General features: G+C 70.5%; 11 protein-coding genes. 4 read left to right on the top strand and 7 right to left on the bottom strand.

Annotated features, from left to right (window positions below):
- Window positions 1–11: 11 nt before the first annotated feature.
- The 4 genes from KLI87_RS05230 to KLI87_RS05245 are packed head-to-tail and all read right to left on the bottom strand — an operon-like array spanning window position 12 to window position 8173.
- Window positions 12–1307 (bottom strand): TIGR02679 family protein, encoded by a 1296-nt coding sequence (locus KLI87_RS05230; RefSeq protein WP_214616021.1) that lies wholly within the window; start codon window positions 1305–1307, stop codon window positions 12–14.
- Window positions 1304–5407: a TIGR02680 family protein gene (locus tag KLI87_RS05235; RefSeq protein WP_308165853.1), complete on the bottom strand. Its 4104-nt coding sequence runs from the start codon at window positions 5405–5407 to the stop codon at window positions 1304–1306. The genes KLI87_RS05230 and KLI87_RS05235 overlap by 4 nt, the downstream gene beginning before the upstream one ends.
- Window positions 5404–6603: a TIGR02678 family protein gene (locus KLI87_RS05240; protein WP_214616022.1), complete on the bottom strand. Its 1200-nt coding sequence runs from the start codon at window positions 6601–6603 to the stop codon at window positions 5404–5406. Before KLI87_RS05240 ends, KLI87_RS05235 begins: the two co-directional genes overlap by 4 nt.
- Window positions 6596–8173 (bottom strand): TIGR02677 family protein, encoded by a 1578-nt coding sequence (locus tag KLI87_RS05245; RefSeq protein WP_250903483.1) that lies wholly within the window; start codon window positions 8171–8173, stop codon window positions 6596–6598. Before KLI87_RS05245 ends, KLI87_RS05240 begins: the two co-directional genes overlap by 8 nt.
- A gap of 178 nt (window positions 8174–8351) precedes the next feature.
- Between KLI87_RS05245 and KLI87_RS05250 the strand changes: the two genes are divergently transcribed.
- The 3 genes from KLI87_RS05250 to KLI87_RS05260 are packed head-to-tail and all read left to right on the top strand — an operon-like array spanning window position 8352 to window position 11637.
- A complete protein-coding gene (locus KLI87_RS05250) occupies window positions 8352–9515 on the top strand; it encodes a DUF262 domain-containing protein (RefSeq protein ID WP_214616023.1) in 1164 nt (387 codons plus the stop codon).
- Complete coding sequence (locus KLI87_RS05255; protein WP_214616024.1) at window positions 9512–10687, top strand: DUF3696 domain-containing protein; 1176 nt, start codon at window positions 9512–9514, stop codon at window positions 10685–10687. Before KLI87_RS05250 ends, KLI87_RS05255 begins: the two co-directional genes overlap by 4 nt.
- Window positions 10688–10722: 35 nt before the next feature.
- Entirely contained in the window at window positions 10723–11637 is a 915-nt protein-coding gene (locus KLI87_RS05260; protein WP_214616025.1) for a hypothetical protein, read from the top strand.
- 63 nt (window positions 11638–11700) lie between these two features.
- On the opposite strand, the gene KLI87_RS05265 is transcribed toward KLI87_RS05260, so the two are convergent.
- From KLI87_RS05265 to KLI87_RS05275, 3 genes are all read right to left on the bottom strand, one after another.
- Entirely contained in the window at window positions 11701–12126 is a 426-nt protein-coding gene (locus KLI87_RS05265; protein WP_214616026.1) for a hypothetical protein, read from the bottom strand.
- 139 nt (window positions 12127–12265) lie between these two features.
- Window positions 12266–12565: a hypothetical protein gene (locus tag KLI87_RS05270; RefSeq protein WP_214616027.1), complete on the bottom strand. Its 300-nt coding sequence runs from the start codon at window positions 12563–12565 to the stop codon at window positions 12266–12268.
- On the bottom strand, window positions 12553–12873 hold the full coding sequence (locus tag KLI87_RS05275) for an AAA family ATPase (protein WP_214616028.1): 321 nt from the start codon (window positions 12871–12873) through the stop codon (window positions 12553–12555). The genes KLI87_RS05270 and KLI87_RS05275 overlap by 13 nt, the downstream gene beginning before the upstream one ends.
- A gap of 215 nt (window positions 12874–13088) precedes the next feature.
- On the opposite strand from KLI87_RS05275, the gene KLI87_RS05280 reads away from it, so the two are divergent.
- Window positions 13089–13742 carry a M48 family metallopeptidase gene (locus tag KLI87_RS05280; protein ID WP_214616029.1) on the top strand — a complete coding sequence of 218 codons (654 nt, stop codon included), beginning with the start codon at window positions 13089–13091 and terminating at the stop codon, window positions 13740–13742.
- Window positions 13743–13846 lie beyond the last annotated feature (104 nt).

Consider the following 13846-nt stretch of genomic DNA (forward strand, 5'->3'; position numbering starts at 1 on the left):
ACATTTCTGGCTTAGCTGGTCGCACGTCGAGATGCGTTGTGCGGCGTGGTGAGGTCGCCGATGAGGTGCGGCAGCACTTGTTCCTCTTCGACGCGGACGCCGCGTTCGGTCATCGCGGTGGCCAGTGCGGGGTCCCACGGTGTGGGAGTGGGGCGTCCGGTCAGGGGTGTGTCCGAGGCGGCTTGGAGGTAATCGGCGGCCTCGAAGCGCCAGGGGCGCCAGCCGATACGGGTATGGACGGCGGTGGCGATCGCCACCCCGCCCCAGTCGAAGTCGCAGTGGTAGGCGAACTCCGAAGCGCCTTCGGCGAGGAGTTCCAGCAGGCGCCAGACCGCGGCGGACGGGCGCCCGTTGCAGCAGACCAGCGGTGGGCAGGACGGACCGAGGGCGTCGGCCGCCGCCGTCAGGACGACGGGGTTCTCGCAGACGCGAACCAGGCCGGTCTCCTGCGCGGGGACGTCCCCCCGCGCCTCCAGGGGCTGGTCGATGCGCATCGCGGTGGTGTGGCGGCGAAGCTGGCGAAGAGTGAGCGAGACCGGTTCGCCGCGCATGGCGGCCAGCATTCGACCGGTCGCGGTCGCGGTGTCGCCGGGTAGCCCCAGGCACAGGACGGTGGAGGACAGTTCGTCCAGGTACACGCCGACAATGGCCCAGGTGTCGCGCCGGGACTCCGCGCCGCCGTCGGCGCGGAAGGGCAACCCGGCGATGGCGCGGGCGCTGGAGTTCGCCAGGGTGGCGAGCGGGCGGCCGTCATCGAGAGCGTGGGCGTTGCCGCAGGTCTCGGCGGCGAACCGGCCCAGGGGGACACCGGAGGCGGGCAGCGCCCGCACGACCGCGGCGAGCCGCCTCAGCGTCCCTGCGGCGTCCTCAAGGGACGTCAGACGGCGGACGAGGCCGGAGGAGTCGAGCCACTCGCGCCATTCGGCCAGTTCGGGACGGGAGGCGACCGCCTCGTCCAGCGGTCGGAAGGCCGCCGCCCAGGCGGCGGCCGTCTCGGCCTGTTCCCGGGCCAGGTCGCGGACGGGGCCGTCCAGGGCCTCGACTGCGGCGGCGAGCCCGCCGGGGCAGGCGCCGCTGGCCCGCAGCACGCGGTCGACCTCGGCGAGGGGCACCGACAGTGATGCGCCGGGGACGGTACGGCGGCCGAGGAGCAGTTCCATCGCGCGCCGCTGGGAGGGGGTGGCCGCGGTGAGCGTGACGGTCCCGGTCAGCGTGCCGCCGCGTTCGAGCCGTCGCCGGACCCGCTGGAGCAGCCAGGCGGTATCGGGGCCGCCGAGCAGCCGCCGCAGCCGGTCGGTGCCCGTCATCCGAACAGGTCCGCCTGCCCCGTGGCAGTTGTCGGGGGGTCGTCCTTCCACAAGGAATCCGCCGTGGGCGCGGGCCGCGGCGCATCGGCGCGGGTGCGCTCCCGGCCGTCCCAGCGCCACGGGGTCACGAGGACGGCGTCGATGCCGTCCCGGCGGGACAGCTGGCAGATCGACAGGCCCGGTACCTGCGGGTAGCAGCCCCATTCGCGTTCGCTGGTCATCACGACGTCCAGGTCGAAGGTGGCGAGCAGGCCGAGGCATTTGGCGCGCGAGTCGTCGTCCACCCCGGCGAACGCCTCGTCCAGGGCGATGAGCCGCGGCGCGTGCGGGTTGCCGGCCGACTTGTAGTGCGCGGACGCGGCGGCGAACAGCGGTACCGACGCGGCGAGCACCCGTTCGCCGCCGGACGCCGGCCCGGTCGCCGGACGCCACTGCCCGTCCTGGAGCCGCTGGATCGTGAAGGCGTGCCAGGACCGGTAGTCCAGCGCCCGGGTGAGCTGCTCGGTCCAGCCGGACGACGGGTTGTCGGCGTGCTCGCGCGCGATCTGCTCTTGCAGGAACCGGCCGACGGCCGCGCGGTCGTCCGCCGACCAGGCGTCGATGGTCCGCCGGAGCCTGTCCCGGACGCGGTCCAGCCCGTCCGGGGCGTTCTTCGCGGGTCTCCACACGAGCCGCAGCCGCATCCCGGTGGACGTCGGACGGGACGTCAGCTCGCCGTTCATCTCCCGCACCTCGTCCTCGGCGGCGGCGATGAGCTCCTGGAGGGTGCCGGCGACCTCGTTGAGCAGGTGGTTCTCCAGGATCTCCCGCTCGCGGGCGGACAGCAGCCGGGCCCTGTGCCCCGTCTCGGCCGCAAGGGCCTCCGCCAGACCGGGGATGTCCCGGCTGCGGCCCTGGAACAGCACGTCCACGACCATGATCCCTTCGCGCAGGGTCAGGCCGACCGAGTGGCCGTGCCGGGACATCGCGTCCGACAGCAGCTTGTGCTCCTCGGTCACCTTCTTCTGCACGCGGTCCCAGGGGCCGTCGCCGTCGTCGATCGCGTCCAGGTCGGCGTTGACGGCGCGGGCCAGGAGCACGGCGGGATTGGCCGCCCACTCCTGCGCCGGGTCGGGCACGTCCAGATCGGGCAGCGCGACGCTCAGCAGGCCGGTCGCGGCGAACGCCCGGAAGGCGGCGACGGCCTCGTCGCGGGCGGCCGTGGCCGTGGTGATCTCGTCTTGGAGCTCCTCGCGCTTTCCCTCGGCCTTGCCGCGTTCTTCCAGCGCCGTCCGTTCCCGTTGGCGCGCCGCGGCTTCGGCGCGGTCCCGTTCGGCGAGGGCCAGTTTCACCCGCTCAAGTTGCCGGAACAGCTCGTCGACGGCGGAGCCCGCGGTCTCGACCAGCGCCCGGTGCTGCTCGGCGGCCGCGTCCGACCGCCCGCGTGCCTCCGTGGCCTCCTCCGCCGCCTTCGCCAGCCGCCCCTGGATGTGCTCCAGTTCCTCCGCGGCCTCACGCGCCGTCTCCCGCGCCGACAGCAGAGCGCGCGCCGCGGGCCACAGTTCGGCCAGCACCATCCGGTAGCCGTCGAACGCCTCGCGTACGGCGGCGAGTTCGGCCCCGTCGACCGGCAGGCCGACGTCGGAGGCGAACTCAGCGGCCCGGCCCTCCGCCGCGTTCACCTCGTCGCGGCACCGCGTCACGACCTCGTCCGCGCGCGTGCGCTCGGCGTCCAGATCCCGCCGCCTGCGGTGTTCGGCGGCGAGCCGGATGTGGGCCTCGCGCAGGTCCGTGTCGGGCGGGAGCGCGCGGTGTTCGGCGGCCAGCGTGTTCTGCCGCGCGGTCAGCGCGTCCCGTTCCTGCTCCAGCACCGCGATCCGCGTCCTGGTGTCGGTGAGCTCTTCGCGGAGCCGGGTGATGCGGGTGCGGCGGGCGGCCTCCCGGGCGCCCTCGCCGATGAAGCGGGCGTTCTCCTTGTGCCAGGAGCCGCCGAGGACGCCGTTCGCCCACCGCCCGTCCACCGCGATCCAGGTCCGAGCGCCGGGACCGAGGCCGATCCCGGCGAGGACGGCCCGGACGGCGTCGTCGCCGAGCGCGGCGGCGGCGGGGTCGGCGCGGTCGACGGCGGGCCGCAGCACCAACGCGCACGACGGACCCTGGACGTCCCCACCGGTCAGCACGAACGTGTCGTCCTCCCCGACGAGGGCTCCGTCCGGCGTCACCCAGGCATCCAGGATCCCGGCCGCCTCAAGCGCGGCCTCCAGCCCTGCCCGGTGGTCGCCCGGCACCGTCTCGGCGAAGTCGACGACCTTCCACAGCGGCGCGCCCGCACGGCCCGCGCGAGAGCCGGTGCGCATGTACGGGACGGGCGGGACGTCGTGCCCGCCGGCCTCCAGCCGTCCGATCTCGTCGAGCAGCGCCTCCGCTCCGGCCCGCTCGGTCCGCAGCCGGGATTCGACGTCGGCCAGCTGCCCGCCGAGCGCCGCGGTCGCCGCGCGCGCGGCGTCGTCCACGGTGCTCGCGGCGGGGTTGCGGCCTTCCGCCGTCCTCGTCCAGTCTTCCAGCGCGGCCAGGACGGTGTCGGCGTCGTCCAGCCGGATCTCGGTGAGCCCGGCGACGTAGGCGATGTAGCCGTCCAGCAGGGCCGCCGCACCCGCCTGCGCTCCCGCGTCGGCCGCGGCGATCCGCTCGGCCGCGGCCTGCTGCTCCGCGAGCAGCCGTTCCACCTCGGCGGTGGCGGCGTTTAGCCGGGTGCGGGCCGAGCCGACCTCCGCCCGCAGCCGGTCGAGTTCGGCGAGCGCGCGGGACCGGTCCTCCGCGAGCCTGCCGGTGCCCCGCTGCGCGGTCGCGGGGTCGGCGTCCCATCCGTCCATCGCCTCGGCGTGGGCGCGACCGCAGCCCGCGGCCTCCGCCAGCGTCGCCGCTTCGTCCCGGACGGCGCCGAAGACGGACTCGCCCGACTCGGCGCGTGACAGCGCGGTCCGGGCCCGGCCGCGCTTGTGGTCGACCTCGCGGACCAGTTCGTCGCGGTCGCGCTCCCGGGTCCGCGCGTACGCGTCCCGGCGCCGCGCCTCCGCGCCCATCTGCTCGATGCGCTCGGCGTCGCGCATCTCCGGGCTCGCTTCCAGCGCCGTCCGCCGCGCCTCCAGCCGGGTCTTCTCCGACTCCAGTTCCTCCAGCAGCCGCCCGGCCTCCGCCAGGTCGGCCTGTGCCGCCGAGAACCGTGCCTCCGCCTCGGTGAGACCCCGGTTGAGATGTTCGTAGCGGCTCTGCGTCAGGCGCGGTCCGGCCGCCTTCCGTTTCGCCGCGATCCGCGCATACCTGGTGTAGTGCCCGAGGAAACCGGTCGCGGCCCTGTGCGCGTCCTCCAAGGCACGCAGCGCGTCACGCTCCTCGTCCAGGCCGCGGAACGCCTCCGCCACCGTGGTGATCAGTGCGGGGCTGAGCGGTGGCAGCGCCTCCGCCAGCGCGCGGGACAGCAGCCGCTCGTCCGGCTTCTTCGAGAGCTGTGGCTGGCGGAGCTGGATCAGCAGGTTGACCAGCGCTTCGTAGCGGTGTTCACCCAGCCCGAACAGCGCCTCGTCGACCGCCCGCCGGTAGTCGGAGGCCCGGTCGTAGACCAGGCCGTGCCCCTCCACGGCTTCGCGCAGCTTCTCCCGCGTCAGCGACACGCCCCCGTCCGAGACCAGGGCCAGATCCACGCCGACGCGGCGGGACGTGACGAAGAACCAGTGCCGGGCGATCCCGCGGTCCTTCACCGCCTTCAGGCCGCAGCCGAGCGTCCGGTACTCCTCGGTGCCGTCCGGGTGGCGGCGGCCGAACTCCAGCCACGTGTAGCCGAGCCGCTCGGGATGCGGGTGCTTCCCGCCGAGCAGCAGGTTCCACTCCATCCGCTTCTGCCGGTCGCCGTCGGGCTCCACCCGGTGCGAGGACAGCTCCCCGTCCAGCAGGAACGGCAGCGTCAGCGCCAGCACCTTCGACTTGCCGGTGCCGTTGTTGCCGCGCAGCAGCAGCCGCCCGTCATGGAACCGGAACTCCTCGACGTCGTAGTAGAACATGTCGACGAGCCCGGCGCGCAGCGGCTTCCAGCGCTCGGACGCCGCGGTGGGCACCTCGCTCACGGTTCGGCCCTCCTCGTGTTCTCCGTGAGGGGACGGTCCGCCACGCCCCTCGGTAACCGGATGGTCGGCTTTTCCACGGCGTATCGCGCGATGGCCGGACGAGCCCTCACCCGGCCGGGCGTCACCTCCACCAGCCTCAGCGCCGCCAGCTTTCCGAGCGCGAGGTCCAGAAGTTCCTCCGCGGCTCCTGGCTCCGTCACGCCCTTGCGCCAGAACGCCTTGTGCCGCTCGGCCATGTCCTGGACGAAGACGGTCAGCTCGTCCCACCCGGCCCCGTCCCGGTCCGACAGGTACTCGGCGACCAGCAGCGTCACATGCCCGTCGGTGCGCTGCTCGGGCATCCGCACGTCGGTCAGCTCGTCGTCCGGGTCGACCATCGCCACGCCCTCGGCCCGCGCCTCGGCGACGAGGCCGGCGGCCTCCTCGATCCGGCGGGTGATCGCGGCGCGCTGGGACACCAGGTAGGCGCGTTCGGCGTCGTCCAGGTCGTCGTAGTACACCACCGGGTCTTCCAGCAGCCTGCGGGTCAGGCCGCGCCGCAGCGCCCGGTTGCGCAGCTCGTCGGTGTCGGGGACGGGCTCGTCGACCAGTTCCGCCAGCCGCTCCTCGAACCCCGCCGCGGTGACCGTGGACGGCCCCCGCGCCCCGGTCGGCAGCGCCGCGAGGACGGCCCGGCGCACGTCGTACAGGACGTCCCCGGTCGCCGACAGATAGGACTCCTCGTCCCCGGACACCCTCCGCAGCACACCCAGGCCGAGCAGCAGCCGCACGACCGCGACCAGGTCGGACCGCTCCGCCCGGCTGTCCAGGCTGAACGGGAACGCCAGATCCGGTTCGGCGGCGGCGTTCAGCACCTCCTCCGCGAGCCGGCCCAGGGTCGTTTGCGCGTCGGCGCGCTCCAGTACCGCCAAGGCCAGGCACAGCACCACATAGCGGCGCCGCCCGAACGGCTCCCCGGCCCTGCCGCGCGCCGGATGCGTGCCGTCGTCGAGCGTCGGCACGGTCTTGAACAGCCGGGCCATCTCGGCGTCCACCTGGAGCCGCCAACCCGTCTCCCTGCTCAACCAGTCGCGCAGCTCCGCCTGGTGCCGGCGGACCAGCACCAGAACCTCCGGATCGGATTCGGCCGTCAGCAGCGGCCGCCGCAGCAGCGCCCGCAGCGCGGCCCGCCGCCGCGCGTCCTCCTCGTCACCCATGCAGATCAGTGATCTCGATGAGGTGCTCGGGCCCGCTGAGCACGCCCTCCTCGGTGACGATGCGCACCTGCCCGCCGTCCGGAACGAGGGACAGCCGCACCTCCATCGATCCGTCCCCGGTGACCGCCTTCACCTCGGCCTCACCCGGCACCCGCGCCGCCAGCGCGTCACCCAGTAAAGACAGGAACAGCCGGAAGGCCCGTGCGTCCAGCGTCCCCAGCTCCGACAGGAGGACGGGTCCGTCAGTGCACAACCGCTCCCGCGCCACCGCCGTCTCTGCGGCCTCTCGATCGGCGCGCTCGCGCAGCATCCTGCGCATTCGCGATCGGTCCTGGACGCGGTTCGGCTTGCCCCGCCGCTCGTAGGAGCCGGTGCGGCGCAGCTGCGGCGAGATCCGCACCGGCGGCGCGTCCGCCCACGGGTGTCCCTGCGGTTCCGCCTCGTCCCAGGCCGCGACCGTCGCGGCGGTCACGGTTAGATGCCGCGCGGACGTCAGCCCGAACGCCGCCCTCCACAGCCGGTGCATCGCCGCCTCGTCCGGCGCCTCGGCGAACCACCGGGCCAGCGCCCGGAAGTCCGCCGACCGGTCGGAGCGGCCGGAGCGGCGCTCGTTCAGCAGTCCCACCGTGTCGAGCAGCTGTTTGATCGCCGTCACCGCCGACTGCCGGAGCAGCCGCGCCTGCGACGGGCGGTCCGTCCCGCCGGAGACGAACCAGTCTCGCAGCCCGCGCCACCGGTTGCGCCACGACTCCAACGCGGCGGCCTCTGCGCGGCTGAACGCCTCGTCGGCGGCGTCCTGCTCCGTTCCGGACGGCGTGCGTCCCTTCGCGGTGGGCCCGCCCGGAACCGCGTCGGACGCCTCCCGGCGCGCCGCCAATCCCAGCAGCCGTTCATGGCCGTGCTCCTCCACCTCGTCCAAGAGCCCCGCGATGCGGGCCCCGGAGTTGGCGAGGTCGGCGATGAACCGGTTGATGTAGTCGATGAGCCGCTCCTTGTAGGCGATGAACCCCTCGACGTCGCCGTCGGAGAAGTCGATCGCCCGCCGCAGCGACGACATGAACGCCTGCGCGTTGTCGGCCAGCGAGGAGAACCGGTCCGCCAGCGCCAGGAGCAGCAGGTGCGCCTTGGCCGGGTCGGGGTCGGCTTCGGACGCGAGCGCCGACAGGGCCGCGAGCTGCTCGGCGATGTCGGCGAGCGCCACCGACTGGAGCACGCCGCGCTGCCCGATCGCCTCCTCGTAGAACGCGATCGCCTGCTCGGCGGCATGACCGGCCGCGGTGAGCTGGAACAGGAACCGCTTGCGGTGGAAGTCCTCGACGGTCGTCACACGACCGGTGTCGGCGTCGGCCCGCAGGTTCCCCCACTCCACCAGCTTGTCCAACGCCTGCGCGAGCTGCTCGTCGCTTCCCCGCCGCAGTTCTGCCGCCACGTCCTCGGGACGCAGGTGAACGGTGAAGCGCTCCTTCGCCCGTGCGAACGAGCGCAGCACGTCCCGGTAGAGGGCCGCGTTGGGAGCACTGAGATGCGCGAACGGCTGCGGCCCTTCCGCCCCCGAGCCCAAATCCGCCATCGCCCCATTGTCACCCCCGAACCAACGCGAAGGTGCCGACTTCCCCGCACCCGCGCGACTGTAACGGTCTGGCGATCCCGGAGTGTCGCTGGCCGGTGGGAAGACTCTGGATAGTGTTGGATCGCGTCACCAGGCGCACGCGGGTGGACCGGCGCGGCGAAGGACGGGCACGATCGGCGTGAGCAGGCAGGAAGAGTTCGACGTCCCGGTGGAGTACACCTACCAGGGCTTCAGTACGGGTGTGGAGAAGGAAGAGGAGCCCCCTCCCGCCGAGTCGATCCATGAACCGTTCGATCCGGCCAAGATCGACGTTCAGACCAGGAACCCGACGGTGGCACTGCTACTGGCCAGGCTGCGGCGCGGCGTCCTCGATCTGAACCCCGACTTCCAGCGCCTCGCCGGGATCTGGAACGAGACCGCCCAGAGCAGGCTCATCGAGTCGCTGCTGCTCCGCATCCCCCTGCCCACCCTCTACGCGGCCGAGAGCGGCGAGGAGAGCTGGGCGATCGTCGATGGCATCCAGCGGCTCACCACGATCGCCCGCTTCGTCTCCCCGGAAGTGATCGATGCGGAGCCGCTCAGGCTCCGCGGCCTGGAATATCTCCACGCCTACGAGGGCTGTGCCTATTCAGAGCTGCCCGGCGGGCTCCAGACCCGAATCGACGAGACCGAACTGATCGTCCACCTGATCCGGGCGGGGACGCCGGAGCCGGTGAAATTCAACATCTTCGCCCGCATCAACATCGGCGGCAAGACCCTCACACTTCAGGAACTCCGGCACGCCCTCATCCCAGGCTACGCCCGCAAGCTGCTGGCCGAGCTGGCCGGCAGCGAAGCGTTCCTCGATGCGACCCAGCACAGCGTCAAGCCGGACCGAATGGCAGACCGCGAGATGGTGTTGCGCTTCCTCGCCTTCCGGCTCACCGACCCCGCGGACTATCAGCGCGGGGATCTCGACGACTTCCTCCGGCAGGCGATGAAGCGGTTGAACGGCCTCGGCGCGAAGGAGATCGAACGGCTTCGGACGGACTTCGAGCGGGCGATGTGGGCGGCCCGCGACATCTTTGAGGAGCACGCGTTCCGTAAGCGGTTCCCCGGGCAGGAGCGACGGCTTCCGATCAACAAGGCCCTGTTCGAGGCGGTCTCGGTGAACCTGGCAAAGATGAAGCCTCGAGAGATCAGCGCGTTGGTCGAAAGGCGCGATATGGCGCAGGAGCAATTCACGACCCTCATGCAGGACGACTGGTTCTTGCAGGCCATCTCCGTCGCGACCGGCGACGCGAAAAAGGTGCGGCTGCGCTTCCGTGCCGTCGAAGAACTCCTCCGGCGGGTTGCCAAGTGATCGACAAGCTGACCATCACCAACTTCAAAGCGTTCGCCAAGGCGGAAATTCCGCTCGCTCCCTATACGCTCCTCTCCGGCCTGAACTCCTCCGGAAAGAGCACCGTCCTGCAAGCCCTGGCGCTGCTACGCCAAGCAGACGACGCGAGCATGCTCGTAGATTATACTCTTATCGACGAGAGGGGATCCTCAGGAAGTCTCCCATTGAACGGGGAGCTCGTAGAACTTGGGACCGGTCAGGACATTCTCCATGAAGATTATGCCGCAGACCAGGGAAGGGTTCCGGAGATCGGGTTCGAGGTCGTAGTGGACGATTTCTCGCATACGATCCTGGCTCGCTATGGTCGTGAGGACGACCTCCTTCCGCTACTCCGTGGCCTGGATCCCGACATGGTGCACGTGGATCCTGACTGGGACGACGAAGGAGGGACCGCGTTTACCCTTTTCAATCGCGGTTTTCAGTACTTGAGGGCTGATCGGATCAACCCGGCCGTGACTTATCCGAGATCCCATGAAATGGCAGTGCGGCGCGGATTCCTCGGCACTCGGGGTGAATACACCATCGACTTCCTGCGCCATAACCAGGATGAGACCGTAACGGCGACCGCCCTGCACCACCCTGCGGCATCGCATCGCCTGCCCGACCAACTGGAAGCCTGGATGGGCGAGATATGTCCCGGGGTCAAGATCTCGACAGCCGCGATTGAGCAGACCGACCTGGTCCGACTCGGTTTCGAGTTCGCCAGGAAAGGGCACCTAAGGTCGAACGTACGGAGGCCGACCAACGTCGGGTTCGGGCTCACCTACGTGCTGCCGGTCGTGGTCGCCTGCCTCACCGCCCGGCCTGGGGCCATGATCCTTCTTGAGAATCCGGAGGCGCATGTCCATCCGCAAGGGCAGAGCGCACTCGCCGGGCTGACGTGTGCGGCGGCAGCGGCCGGGGCGCAGGTGATCGTCGAGACGCACAGCGACCACATCCTCAACGGTGTCCGCCTGGCGGTGAAGCGCGAGCAGATTCCCGCCGATGACGTGCGGTTGCTCTATTTTCACCGCAAGGACGACGGGATCATCGATATCGTCAACCCCACGATCGGCCCGGACGGGATGCTGTCGGAGTGGCCGCAGGGGTTCTTCGACGAGTGGGACCGTTCGCTCGATCGGCTTCTCGACTGACAACCTTCCGTTTCCCCTGATGCGAAAGGGGCCTCGTGCGCGTCCTGCTGTTCTTCAACGAACTGTCCTGCACCGTCGTCCTCCCGAAGGAAAAGGTGGACGACGCGATGAAACAGTTTGTTGGAGTGCTGCGCAAGATAGCAGCACAACGCGGCGACACGGCCCTCATCTCGGAGCTGAAATTGGCGGAGGTGGAACTGGCTCCCGGCTACTACCTCGGTGAATGGTCCGGTCGCCCCGCCAACCGTGACCTCTGGCGTTGGATTCGCGGCTTGCAGAACCGGGCACCCTTCAGCTCGGTTCTTCCACCCGGGGCGGAGGACGGCGCCGAGTACTTCTGGGAAGGCCGGCCGGCGAAGGGGTTGGGAGCGGCGCACCTGATGGACGGTGCTGCGGTGAGCCTGCCCGTGGCCCCTGCCTGGGGAGTTCCGTGGGTTCGGGCTCGGTGCGAGACCCTGACGGACGACCCGGACGGCGACATCCACGAAGACTATGTAGAAGTTCGGCACGCCTCCGCGCCCGATCATGTCGACGTCCACCACGAATGGATCAGCGCGGCCGGGATATCGGAACTTCTGCACGGTTCGGAGATCTGGGAAGCCCGCGCCGACCTCTATCCCCACCTGTTGTTCCTGCCGCAGACCGAGCAGCAGTTCGCCGAGCTGGAGCCTCGCTGGGTCGTCCCGGGGGCGCGGGAACTACTGCGGATCAACGAAACGATCGGCCAATGGGACCCGGCGAGGTCGACCGCGCCCGCGTGGCGGTCCCATGTGACGCCTGAGTCGGCGAGTCGCAAGCACCACTGCGAGTTCGAGGATTTCGACGGTGTCGTACGCCTCTTCGACCTGCACGGCCGATTCACGCCAAACCCGGGGCGCGTCTACTTTCGACTTGTACCCGAGCAGCGAAAGGCGACGATCGCGCACGTCGGACGCAAACTCGGGGCCTGACAGCCGGAAACTTCAGGACGTACCATTCACCCTCGCCCCGCCTGGCCCCGCCGCGCCGGACAACTAGATGGAGGGCGCGCAGGCGCAGGACGCGCGGGGGAAGGTCGCGACCTCAGCGGCCAGATTCAACGAGGGCAGTGCCAGTTTCCGTTCGATCAGCGCGCCTTGAAAGTCCGGCGACGCTGGATGCGGTGCGGGGTCCACGCCGTCGAACAGGTCGGCCATCAGCGCCAGCAGTCCGCGAACGCGGCCGGGCACGGGCGATGCCGGATCGGCGTATGCGTGGTTCAGGGAAGCCGCGATGTTGGCGGCCTTCCAAGATCCCTCCTTTTCCTCGGTGATGTCGAGCCACTTTTCAATCGTGCCGGTGAGGCGGACGGCTCCCAAGAAGGAGGACGCCGGGGCATGAGTGGCCGCCGCCAGGGCGTCCAGCGCGGCCTGGTCCTGGCGGCGCCGCTCCCTGTGCACACGGGGCTTGGTCGTCGGCATCGCTGCGTCCTCGTCCCACAACACGACGTGCGGGATTCTAAACGCGAGAGCGTGCTCGACGCCCGGTGCAATTCGTACTTCCCGAACGCGTCCAGTACGGCGACATTGGAGCCGAGCCCGGCGAGGTTCCCACGCCGGCTCAGCCATTCGATGAAGAGGGCGTCACTGGGCCCTCGACCACGATGACCCGGTTCGCGAAGAACGCCGCAGCCCGGCGGGCGCCCAGGTCGAACAGCACCCGATCCCATTCCTCGTCGGCGGCGGTCATGCGCGGGGACTTGAAGCAGTCTTTGGAGGCCCCCGCGTATGGCGAGCGGATATGGATATCAGCCAGGCTGGCGCTGACCTGCGCCGGAGTGGGGGAGACAGCGTCGATCCGCTGTACCGGCCGCTGCACTCGGAGGATCGCCTCCGGCGAGGTTTCGGTCACGGCCAGCATGGTCGGGTCGTGATGGTCACGGCGGTGTCGCCGGACTCGACGAGTTCACGGAGGTCGTGCGCGAGCCGGGTGACCTGTGCCGGGTGCAGGAATGCCTCGGGCTCCTCGAACAGGATCCAGCGGAACGCGTTCTCCTTGGCTTCGGACCGCAGTTTCGCCGCCGTCTGGATCAGCGCCGCGATCAGCGTGCGCTGCACGCCCGCGCCCTGCGTCTCCAGCGCCCCCCGGGCACCTCCCTGCCGGATGGTCAGTTCGATGAGATGGCGCATGATGATCTCGTTCGACAATTCGCTGACATCGACCTTCACCGACAGGCTCCAGGTTGACAGCGCCTCGTCCAGATCGCTTTCCAGGGCGGTGATGGGCCCCTCCGCCAGGCCTCGCCGAGTGCACCGAGATTCTTGCGAGGACGACACCGCGCCAGAACCGGTCGATCCGGCGCGCGGAGAATCCGCGTCCCTGACGAAGCGTTCCCGGTGTGCCGCCGCGCGGCGACGTCCGTGCCGGATGGGAAGCTGGGGTGGTGACCGGTTCAGGAGGCGCAGAGATCGTCCGGGTCGGTGCTTCGACGTACGGATACGTGTTAGCGAGCGGGATCGACCAGGACGAACTGGTGAAGCTCGTCAAGAGCCGGCGGCGCTGGCTGTACTGCAAGCTCGCCGAACGTCAGTCACCCCGTGAGCCGCGACCTGAAGGCCAGTACGTCTCCGGCGAGGGTTTTCCGTACCTCGGGCGTAGCCACCGGCTGTTGATCGTGGACAGCGCACCGTCGCCTGTCCGGTTGTGGCGCGGGCGCTTGGAGATCCGGCGAGACGCCCTCGACGACCCGGCGCCCGCATTGATCGGCTGGTACACGCGCCGGGGCAGGGCGTGGCTGCCCGAACGAATACACCCCTGGGCGGAGCGGATGCAGGCCCCGCAAGTTCGGCTCAAGGTTCTCCCACTCGGCTACCGCTGGGGGTCGTGTTCGCTGGAGGGGAACCTCAACCTGCACTGGGCGACCATGCAGCTGCCGCCCGACTTGATCGACTACGTTCTGGCGCATGAGCTGGCGCATCTTCACGAGCACGATCATGGTGAGCGGTTCTGGCGGCGCGTAGAGCGGACCATGCCCGACTACTCAGCCCGCCGCGCCCGACTGAAACGCCTCGGCCTCGACCTCTGGCTACCTGGATAGACCCCCCGGGTGGTGCCAGCGGTGGCATTGCCGAAAACCTCACTTGCGGCGGCCCACCCTGTCGGCGGGCGCGGTGAGCTGCTTTTTGACGACCCCCGGCGCTG

Source organism: Actinomadura sp. NEAU-AAG7 (genome assembly GCF_018603865.1).
Lineage (GTDB): Bacteria > Actinomycetota > Actinomycetes > Streptosporangiales > Streptosporangiaceae > Spirillospora > Spirillospora litoris.

Coding starts and splice junctions, on each gene's coding strand:
- KLI87_RS05230 (WP_214616021.1), bottom strand. CDS start 1,307: ATGACGGGCACCGACCGGCTGCGGCGGCTGCTCGGCGGCCCCGATACC.
- KLI87_RS05240 (WP_214616022.1), bottom strand. CDS start 6,603: ATGGGTGACGAGGAGGACGCGCGGCGGCGGGCCGCGCTGCGGGCGCTG.
- KLI87_RS05245 (WP_250903483.1), bottom strand. CDS start 8,173: ATGGCGGATTTGGGCTCGGGGGCGGAAGGGCCGCAGCCGTTCGCGCAT.
- KLI87_RS05265 (WP_214616026.1), bottom strand. CDS start 12,126: ATGCCGACGACCAAGCCCCGTGTGCACAGGGAGCGGCGCCGCCAGGAC.
- KLI87_RS05270 (WP_214616027.1), bottom strand. CDS start 12,565: ATGCTGGCCGTGACCGAAACCTCGCCGGAGGCGATCCTCCGAGTGCAG.